The following is a 292-nucleotide window of genomic DNA, read 5'->3' on the forward strand; positions in this document are numbered from 1 at the left end:
GACAATGAAGTCCACGGTCGTCTCTTCACCAGCTGGGTCGATCCGTTTGTGCCGGTCTATGACGGGCTGGGCGGTAAGTTCACCATCGTCCGCGATCCGCTGGAGCGGCTTCTCTCGGCCTATTCGAGCAGAATACTGGACATCAACGTTCTGACGCGGTCATCGGCAAAGGCCGAAATGCTCGAGGCTTTCGGCCTGCCGACCGATCCGGACCTCGACACCTTCATCCTCAACGTCGAAAAATACAGCGCGTCCTCGTGGGAAATCCAGTTCCACGTCGCCTCGCCGCGCC

General features: G+C 59.6%; 1 protein-coding gene. It reads left to right on the plus strand.

What is annotated here, in order from left to right; all coding sequences use genetic code 11:
• A partial coding sequence (locus tag EN859_RS37140) for a sulfotransferase family 2 domain-containing protein (protein WP_135913745.1) occupies positions 1–292 on the plus strand: 292 nt, incomplete at both ends.

This window comes from Mesorhizobium sp. M00.F.Ca.ET.216.01.1.1, assembly GCF_004010325.2.
Lineage (GTDB): Bacteria > Pseudomonadota > Alphaproteobacteria > Rhizobiales > Rhizobiaceae > Mesorhizobium.